This window comes from Nocardiopsis salina YIM 90010, assembly GCF_000341025.1.
In the GTDB taxonomy this organism is placed as follows: Bacteria; Actinomycetota; Actinomycetes; order Streptosporangiales; family Streptosporangiaceae; genus Nocardiopsis; species Nocardiopsis salina.
Window position 1 is genome coordinate 1 of record NZ_ANBF01000170.1, and the last position, 8,786, is coordinate 8,786.

8 protein-coding genes are annotated in these 8,786 nt (G+C 71.8%); 1 reads left to right on the forward strand and 7 read right to left on the reverse strand.

Annotation, left to right across the window (positions count from 1 at the left end):
• Positions 1 to 114: 114 nt before the first annotated feature.
• Entirely contained in the window at positions 115 to 1,647 is a 1,533-nt protein-coding gene (locus D474_RS0119240) for a sodium:solute symporter family protein (RefSeq protein ID WP_017615138.1), read from the forward strand.
• A 165-nt stretch (positions 1,648 to 1,812) separates the two neighbouring features.
• Here the strand turns inward: D474_RS0119240 and D474_RS0119245 are convergent, their stop codons facing one another.
• The 7 genes from D474_RS0119245 to D474_RS0119270 all read right to left on the reverse strand — a co-directional run.
• Positions 1,813 to 2,172 carry a copper chaperone PCu(A)C gene (locus D474_RS0119245; RefSeq protein WP_017615139.1) on the reverse strand — a complete coding sequence of 120 codons (360 nt, stop codon included), beginning with the start codon at positions 2,170 to 2,172 and terminating at the stop codon, positions 1,813 to 1,815.
• 125 nt (positions 2,173 to 2,297) lie between these two features.
• The gene (locus tag D474_RS0119250) at positions 2,298 to 4,115 is read right to left on the reverse strand and encodes a calcineurin-like phosphoesterase C-terminal domain-containing protein (RefSeq protein ID WP_017615140.1); all 1,818 of its coding nucleotides are present in this window, start codon (positions 4,113 to 4,115) and stop codon (positions 2,298 to 2,300) included.
• Between the two features lie 372 nt (positions 4,116 to 4,487).
• Entirely contained in the window at positions 4,488 to 4,898 is a 411-nt protein-coding gene (locus tag D474_RS32980; RefSeq protein ID WP_204367126.1) for a glycerol-3-phosphate dehydrogenase C-terminal domain-containing protein, read from the reverse strand.
• Positions 4,789 to 6,102, reverse strand: coding sequence for a glycerol-3-phosphate dehydrogenase/oxidase (locus D474_RS29340; protein WP_204367127.1), 1,314 nt, complete (start codon positions 6,100 to 6,102; stop codon positions 4,789 to 4,791). Before D474_RS29340 ends, D474_RS32980 begins: the two co-directional genes overlap by 110 nt.
• Positions 6,099 to 7,568, reverse strand: a complete 1,470-nt coding sequence (locus D474_RS0119260) for an FGGY-family carbohydrate kinase (protein WP_040703974.1) — start codon at positions 7,566 to 7,568, stop codon at positions 6,099 to 6,101. Before D474_RS0119260 ends, D474_RS29340 begins: the two co-directional genes overlap by 4 nt.
• Positions 7,558 to 8,043: a ribose-5-phosphate isomerase gene (locus D474_RS0119265; protein ID WP_017615143.1), complete on the reverse strand. Its 486-nt coding sequence runs from the start codon at positions 8,041 to 8,043 to the stop codon at positions 7,558 to 7,560. Before D474_RS0119265 ends, D474_RS0119260 begins: the two co-directional genes overlap by 11 nt.
• A partial coding sequence (locus D474_RS0119270; RefSeq protein ID WP_017615144.1) for a DAK2 domain-containing protein occupies positions 8,040 to 8,786 on the reverse strand: 747 nt, incomplete at its 5' end. The genes D474_RS0119265 and D474_RS0119270, both read right to left, overlap by 4 nt.

Consider the following 8,786-nt stretch of genomic DNA (forward strand, 5'->3'; position numbering starts at 1 on the left):
ACGCCGTCCTGTACAAGCCGACCGAGTGAGCCGAGGGGCCCCGTGAACAGCGGGGCCCCACCCCCCTCCCCGGGCGGGCCCGAGTGCGGGCAGGGCCGGGCAAAGGAGATCCACATGAATGACGCAACGAACTTGATTTACCTGGGGTCCCTGGCCGGCACCGTCGTGCTCATGCTCGGGATCGGTGTCTGGGTGGCGCGCCGCACCAGCAGCGGCGAGGACTTCCTGATGGCGGGGCGCAGCCTCAACACGCCCCTGCTCCTGGGCACCACGCTCGCCTCGCTCGTCGGGACCGGGTCCAGTCTCGGGGCCGTCGGGTTCGCCTACGAGAACGGGTGGGCCGGAGGGCTGTACGGGGTCGGCGGCGCCGTCGGCGTCCTGGTCCTGCTCTGGCTCTTCGCCGACGTGCGCAAACACGGGTTCATGACCTTCTCCGAGGAGATGAGCTACTACTACGGCGCCAGCCGGGTGATCAAGGGCGTGGTCTCGGTCGTGCTGTTCCTGGCCTGCGTGGGCTGGCTCGGTGCGCACATCATGGGAGGCGCCCTCTACCTCTCCTACCTGACCGGGATGGACCCGGACACGGCCAAGGTCGCGATCGCCGTGGGCTTCGGCCTCTACACCGTGGTGGGCGGCTACCTCGCGGTCGTCATCACCGACGCCATCCAGGGCACGATCCTGTTCGTCGGCTTCACCTTCCTGTCCGTGCTCGCCCTCGTCCACGCGGGCGGTTTCGAGGGAATCGGCCGGGACGTGCCCGAGGAGGCCACCTCGATGCTCGGCCTGGAAGCGGTCGGTCTGCTGCCGGGGATCTCCTTGGCCCTGGTCATCGCCGTGGGTGTGCTGGCCACCCCCTCGTACCGGCAGCGCATCTACTCCGCGGCCGACGTGCGTACCGTGCGGACCAGCTTCGCCTGGGTCGCCGGGCTGTTCGGGCTCTTCGCGATGCTGCCCGCCATCGCCGGGATGGCCGCACGCGGCCTGGAGCCCGGGTTGGAGAACCCGGACATGGCCTTCCCGTACCTGGCGACCACGCTGTTCCCCGTCTGGGTCGGCGCCTTCCTCCTCATCGCCGGTCTGTCGGCGACGATGTCCTCCGGCGACTCCGACGCCATCGCCGGCGTGACGATCCTGCTGCGCGACGTCACCCACCTGGTGACCGGCCGGCTGCCGAAGGCCGAGCACATGGTCGCCTACTCCCGGATCGCCCTGACGGCCGTGCTCGGGCTGGCCCTGCTCTTCTCCCTCATGGCCACCACGATCATCGGCTACATCGAACTGATGGTCTCGACGGTGCTCACCGGGCTGCTGGTGGCTTCGATCCTGGGCAAGTTCTGGCCGCGGGCGACGTGGCAGGGCGGCCTGGCCTCCCTCGTCGGCGGTTCGGCCACGGCCCTGCTCGTCCACAACATCCCCGCGTGGGGCGACTTCTGGGGCAACCCGGTGATCCCGTCCATGCTCGCAGCCCTGGCCGCGGGGATCGTTGTCAGCCTGGTCACGCCCCGCAGGGCTGTCTCCCACGAGGAGGCGCTGCGGCTGCTGGCCGAGGAACGGGCCGAGCTGGACGTGGGGACCAAGGTCCGCGACGAGGCCACGGACGAGAAGACCGAAACCTCCGACGAGGGGCGGACCTCCCCGAGCGATTAGCGAGTCCTGCCGAAGGCTCCCGGAGCGGCGAGCGGCCGCCCAGGCCGTCTCCTGCGGGGCAGTGTGCGGAGTTCGGCCCGGTCGGCTTCACGGGCAGGTCGGAGCGCGAGGCAGTCCGGTGGTCGCGAGCCCGGAACGATGTCGAGAGCACGACCCGAGTGGGTCTCAGGGGGCGTCCGCACCCCAGTCGGCGGTGACGGTGAGCCGGCTCCCGTCGGACAGTGACAGCACGATCTCCACGGGATCGCCGTCCTGGAGGGGGTACGTGGGGGCGTCGAGCTGCAACCGGTTGTCGCCGGGCACCAACGAGGTTTCGTCACTCACGGTGATGCGGTCCAGCCCCGCCTTGACCTGCTCGCCCTCCTCTTCGGTGGTGGTGACCAGGTTGGCGTACCGGAAGTCGGGGCTGGACACCGAGACCAGAGCTACCGACCGCTCCCCGGTGTTGTGCAGGTCCATGTACGCGCAGGCGGTCAGTTTCTGTGTCTCCCACGCCCAACGCGCGTTGCGGGCCTCGATGCTCATGCTGTCCCCTCCGTCATCACTGAGGGTGATGAGTTTAGTGGTTCAGCTGCGCCACGTCCTCCGACAGGCGGGACGTACGAAGGGCCGCCACCCGCGCGGGTGGCGGCCCTCGGTGTGTGCGGCTGTTACACGCGGTCCTCCACGACCTCGAACTCGAGGACGTCGGTGAACTCGCGGCCGTGCGCGTCGGTCGCGGTCACCTCCGCGGTGTGTGCACCGGGCTCGAGGTCCTCGGGCAGGTCGTAGGTCCACAGGTGCATGCCCCGGTCGGCGATGGAACCGCCGTGCACGAGCTGCTGCTGCACCGCATAGGGGTCGGAGTACTCGGCGCCGACGTTCTGCGGCTCGCCCTCCAGTTGCTGGGTGCGCTCGGCCGTTCCGCCCTGCTCGCCGTCGATGGCGACCTCGACGTTGCCGCTGGTGGAACCGAAGAAGAAGTTGGTGGTCAGCCAGGTGCCCTCGGCGAGGTCCTCACGGTCGATCACCAGCGGGTCCTCCAGCTCCGGAGCCCCGCCGTCCTCCTTGTCGCTGTGCTCCTCGTACCACTCGCGGTAGGCCGGGCTGTTGATGCCCAGCTGCGTCTGCACGTCGTCGGACTCGCCCGTGACGGTGAAGCGCTCCTGGAACTGGTTGCCCTGCACGTCCAGCGTCACCACACCCGGGCGCCCGCCGTCGCGGCCGATCGCCGTCGGGTAACCGTCGTCGCCGACCTCGCCGGAGTACCAGTCACCGGAGATCGCACCCGCGGTGATGTGCGGGAACGGGAGCCCGCCCTCGAGGCCGAGGAGCTCGTTCCAGCCCTCCGACCGGTCGCCGGCCTCCATGTTCTCGATGCTGTGGCTGTGCCCGGAGACCGCCACGGCCTCGCGGCCCTCAAGGAGCTCGTGCACCTCCGCGGCCTGGTCGACCTGGTGCTGGTGCGAGCTCTCGTCGGCGTAGTTGACCAGACCGATGTGGCCGGCCACGACCACGAGTTTGTCGTCGGCGACGTTCTCGAGGTCCTTCTCGAGCCACTCCATCTGCTCGTCGCTGATGCGGCCGTTGTAGTTCGGGTCGCCCTCGGGGTCGGAGCAGAGCTCGTCGACGCCCTCGGGGCTGTCCTCGGCGGCCGTGCACGGGTAGTCGACGTTGTTCAACGCCACGAAGTGCACGTTGCCGACGTCGTAGGAGTAGTACTCCGGAGCCATGTGCTCGCGGAAGGTGTCGAAGGCGTGATCCGGGGTCGACGAGTCGAAGTCGATGTCGTGGTTGCCCGGCAGGAACCAGGCCGGGCCGTTGGTCTCGCCGACCAGGTCCTTGATGGCCGGGTAGAGCGACAGGTCGTCGTTGGCGACGTCGCCGACGAACAGGGAGCCGCAGCCCGCGTAGTCGTGGCGCTCGGACAGGTCGTTGATGGCGCCCGCCCGCGCGTACTCGATCTCTTCCTCGTCGGTGACCTGCAGGTCGCCCGCGATCACACAGTTCTGTGCCTCGGCGCGGTTGGCCTCGCTCTCGAAGACCGGGAAGTTGATCTCCTCCGGCAGCGGGCCGGTCGGTTCGATGCCGCCGTACTCCAGGTCCGGGGAACCCTCCGGCAGGTGGTTGTAGTGGAACTGCGGGACGTTGTTCTCGTCCATCGGGACCTGGTAGCCGGAAGGCTGGGTGATCGACACCGTCATGTTGTCGAACGCGGGCAGCTCGTAGCGGCCCTCGTCGTCGGTGGTCACCACGTCGCGGCCGTTGGTGACCACGACGTCGGCCAGGCCTTCCTGGCCCTCGGCGCTGCCGTTCTCCTCCGCGTCGACGAAGACGGTCCCGGTCACGACCGAGTCGTCGCCGGAGCCCTCCTCGGCGGCGGGCACGACCTCGATCGCGCCCCGGTAGCCGTCACCGGCCCCGTCCTCGGGCGCAGCGGAGGCCGGCGCGGCCACCAGGGTCAGGGACCCGGTGACGGCGGCGGCCATCGACACGGACAGAGTGGTTCTCCATGAGCGGCGCGCCCGTTCGGCGCGCAGCGGCGATATGTGCGTCGTAGGCATGGGGTCGCTCTCCGAAGTCTCGGGGGAACTGGGCCGGCCAAGGGGAACCGGCGGAGAGCAACCCTGGTCGACCGGCCTGAACGAGGTGCCAGGACGCGGCCAACATCCGGCCACCGAACGGTGACGTCTGCGGCGGCTCACCGCTGATCACCACGAACTCGGCCGGGCACAGGAGTCCAGGGCACGAGAAAGGCGCAGGCGACGGTGCCCGCCTGCGCCTCACCCGCTCGGGTGTTCCGGAATATCGAACGCATCGTTACCCCCTTGTCGCTGGGAGTAATGACCTTACGGGTCCGCTCATCCCCCGTCACTCATCAATGCGGCACGGTCGCGTTCGACCTCGGCCCGGTAACGCTTCACCTCGTCGTCGACGCGCTCGGACGACCACCCCAGCAACGGGGCGAGGAGCTCCGCGACACGCGGGGCCTCGTCCACGCCGCCGTGCTCGGCCGTGATCGACACCCGGGTCCGGCGCACGAGCACGTCGGAGAGCGTCATCGCCCCCTCGTGGGTCACCGCCCGGCGGAACTCCGCGGCCAGATGGCCGGCGAGTTCCGGTGCGGTTCCGCCACCGCCCCCGCGCAGCACCTCGGGCAGTTCACCTCCGTACCGCTGGAGCATGCGTTCGGCCGCCGCCCCGGGGGTCCCGGTCTCCGCGGCCAGCCTGCTCAACGCTCCGGCCGCCTCTGTGCGGCCGTCCGCCCCCACCAACGGCAGGGCGGCCGCCCNGAGCCGCCGCGTCGACGGCGTCGCGGGCCATGACCCGGTACGTGGTGTACTTGCCGCCCACCACCGTGACCATCCCCGAGGGTCCGGCCACCACCGTGTGGTCGCGGGAGAGGGCCGAGGTCGCCCCCGACCCGTGCTCGGCCGACAACAGCGGGCGCAGCCCCGCGTAGGCGCCCAGTACGTCGGAGCGGTCCAGGGGCCGGGCCAGGTACCGGTTGACGTTGCGCAGCAGGTAGTCGACGTCGGAGCGCTCGACGGACGGAGCACCCCGTTCCCCCTCGAAGGCGGTGTCGGTGGTGCCCAGCAGCCAGTTCCCGTACCAGCGGCGCAGGATGATGACCGAGTCCTCCGCACGTGCGATGAGACCGGAGTCCGACTCGAACGAGTCCCCGTCCACGAGCAGGTGCACGCCCTTGGCCGGTCGCACCGAGAACCCGGCCGGACCGGCCAGCCCCTGCACGTCGGCGGCCCACACTCCGGCGGCGTTGACCACCGAACCGGCGCGCACCTCCAGTTCCCGGCCCGAGAGCGTGTCGCACAACCGGAGCCCGCACACGCGCCCGTCCTCGACGATCGCACCGGTGGCCCGCGTGTGGGTGAGCACCGCCGCGCCCTCCCGGGCGGCGGTCCGGGCCACCGCCAGGGTGTGGCGCGCATCATCCATGCGCCCGTCGAAGAAGCGGACGGCCCCCTTGACCGAGTCCGCGAGCCCGGGCGCCCGGCGGTGCGTGGAGGCCCGGCCGAGGTGGCGGTGGCGCGGGACCCCCAACCGGCCGCGGGCCCGAGCCATCGTGTCGTAGGCCAGAACGCCCGCACCGAAGTACGGGCGTTCCCACCACCGGCTCGTGGGGAGCAGGAACGGTTCGGCGCCCACCAGGTGCGGCGCGGTCACCCCGATCATGCGGTCGCGCTCGCGCAGGGCCTCGGCGACCAGGGAGAAGTTGAGCTGTTCCAGGTACCGCAGGCCCCCGTGCGCGGTCTTGCCCGAACGCGAGGAGGTGCCGGAGGCCAGGTCGCCGGCTTCCACCATCAGCACCGACAGGCCGCGGACGGCGGCGTCCAGAGCGCACCCGGCACCGGTGACCCCGCCGCCCACGACCACGACGTCGAACGTGCCGCCGTCGGCCGCGGAGAGCGCGCTCTCCCGGGAGGCGGGGGACAGCTGTCCGGGTGCGGTGTTCATACCGAGGTGCTCCTTCTTGTCTCGTGGTCGTCCCGCCACAGAGCGCGGGCCGCGGACAGGTGGTCCAGGTAGCGGGCGTAACCGTCCTCGTATCGGGAAGCGCGGGCGGGGTCGGGGTCGACGACCGCGGACGGAGCGGTCCAGGCCCGGCGGTCCACCCGGTCGCCCGCGGCCGTCAGCACGGCGCCGCGGGCCCCCACCTCCGGGGCGCGGGCGGTGGACAGCGGAGTGCCCAGCACGTCGGCGAAGACCTGGAGCCAGGGCAGGGAACGCGAACCCCCGCCGCACACCAGCAGCCGGCCGGACAGCCCCGCCGTCTCGAAACAGTGCCGGGCCGCATAGGCCAGGCCCTCGCACACACCGCGTACCAGGTCGTGCCGGGACGTGGTCAGCCGCACCCCGGAGAACTGGCCGCGGGCGCGCGGGTCCACGAACGGGGCGCGTTCCCCGGAGGTCGCGAGGTACGGGAGCACCTCCACGCCGCCCGCGCCGGGTTCGCTCTCGGCCAGGGAGGCGCCGAGCTCGTCCACATCCATGCGCAGGGTCGACAGCAGCCAGTCGACGGAAGCGGTCCCGACCATGGCCGGCATCGCACGCAGCCACCGGTCGCCGGTCGCGACGTGGAACCCGGCCGGTTCACCGCCGGTGTCCAGCTGGCCGGTGCGCACCAGGCAGCCCAGGGTCGTGCCGATGATCATCAGTGCGTCACCGTCGGCCTCCACCCCGGCGCCGACCGCGCAGGAAGGGAAATCGAAGGGGCCCGAACTGACGGGCAGCCCCTCGGGCAGGCCGAGCAGCTCGGCCCCTTCGGCGTTCAACGGGGCCTCGGGCAGGGTGTGTACGGGCGGGAGCAGGTGCCTGTGGCCGCCGAGGCCGGTCAGTGACAGGACGGTGTCGCTGTAACCGCGCCCGCTGCCGTCGCCGAAGGGCATCGAGCTGTCGGACGGATCGGTGGCGCGCACCCCAGTCAGCCGGCCGAACACCGCGTCCTTGCAGTAGCCCGCGGTGGCGGCCCGCTCCAGTGACTCGGGTTCGTGCTCGGCCAGCCACGCCAGCAGCGGCGCGGCGGTCCCGGGGAACATTCGAGTGCCGTTGGCACGGTAGACGGCCTCCGGTACCCCGTCGTGTTCCCAGGTGTCGAGCACCCCTGCGGCCCGCCCGTCCAACCACGACATGCCCGGGCGCACCGGGTGATGGTCGGAGTCGGTCAACCAACAACCGTCGCCCTGCCCGGTCAGTGCCAGCAGCGACGGGGTACGGCCCGACTCGGCGACCACCGCGCGCACGACCTCCGCGAGGCCGCGCACGAGTTCGCCGAGGTCCTGCTCCACTGCCCCGCCGGGCCCGTGCGACAGAGGGAGCTCCCGCCCGCGCACCGCCAGGGCCCGGCCGCCGTCGTCGAAGACGACCGCCTTGACCACGGAGGTGCCCACGTCCACACCGAGGAAAGCCGGTTCACCGCGCACCGCCGGCCTCCCCACAGCCCGACTCCAGGGCGTTGATGCGTGCGACCTTCGCGTGCGAGGGGGACTCCGGGTCGAACTCGTAGTCCAACCACTCACGTACCAGGCGCCGGGCCAGTTCCGGACCGATCACCCGCTGGCCCAGAGTCAGGACCTGGCAGTCGTTGGAGAGCACCGAGCGTTCCGTGCTGTAGCTGTCGTGCGCCGTGGTGGCCCGTACCCCCGAGACCTTGTTCGCACTGATGGCCATACCGATGCCCGTGCCGCACACCAGGACCGCGCGGTCGGCGCGCCCCTCGGCCACGATCCGGGCGGCGGCCGCACCGATGTCGGGGTAGGGGGTGTGCTCGTCGCCGTTCACTCCCACGTCGACCACGTCGGTGACCCGGGGATCGCCCTGCAGATCCGTGGCGATGAGGTCCTTGTACTCGAGCCCGGCGTCGTCGCTGCCCACGACCAGGCGCCACGTGCGTGTCATGACCGGTGTCCTCCTTCGAGCGGGGCGGTGGAGCAGGCCCGTGCCACGGCCCGCAGGCACAGGGCGAGGGAGACCGCTCCGGGGTCGGGGGTGCCGACGCTGCGGTCGGCCAGAGGGCGGGCCCGGCCCACGCGGGGGCGCAGGTCCGCGGTGGCGCGTGCGGCGTGCTCGGCGTCGGTGACTGCCTCGTTCCAAGCGTCGTGGAGCTCGGCCCCGGTCGCCAGCCGGGCACGCAGGGTCTCGCGGAACGGACGCAGCGCGTCGAGCATCGTCTTGTCCCCGGGGGCGCAGCGGCCCAGGCGTGCGAGGGCCTGTTCGGCGGCCTCGACCCCGTCAGCGACGGCGTCGGCGGAGGGCGCGGTGCGGTCGCCGATGTGGTCGGCGAAGCGTTCGATCATGCCTCCCCAGAGGACGCCGCTGGTGCCGCCGGCGAGGTCGGCCCAGCGTGCGGCCGCGGCGCGCAGCACCGTGGCAGGGCCGCCGCCGTTCTCGCGGGCGGCCTCGAGCGCGGCCCGGGCGCCGCGTGCCATCCCGGTCCCGTGGTCCCCGTCCCCGGCGACCGAGTCGAGGGAGCCGAGCTCGTCGCTGTTGTCGGCCACAGCGGTGCTCATGGCGCCGAGCGCGGCGCGGATCGTGTTCGCGAAGACCAGCGCGGAGGGGTCGGGTTCGGGCTCGCTGCCCGCACCGGGGCCGAGAGAGCAGTGGGGCGCCGTGCCGGGGACCCGCTTCGTAACGGCAGGGGG

Excerpts from the sequence above, each read along its gene's own strand:
- D474_RS0119265 (WP_017615143.1), bottom strand. The coding sequence starts at position 8,043 with ATGACACGCACGTGGCGCCTGGTCGTGGGCAGCGACGACGCCGGGCTC.
- D474_RS0119240 (WP_017615138.1), top strand. The coding sequence starts at position 115 with ATGAATGACGCAACGAACTTGATTTACCTGGGGTCCCTGGCCGGCACC.
- D474_RS0119250 (WP_017615140.1), bottom strand. The coding sequence starts at position 4,115 with ATGGCCGCCGCCGTCACCGGGTCCCTGACCCTGGTGGCCGCGCCGGCC.
- D474_RS0119245 (WP_017615139.1), bottom strand. The coding sequence starts at position 2,172 with ATGAGCATCGAGGCCCGCAACGCGCGTTGGGCGTGGGAGACACAGAAA.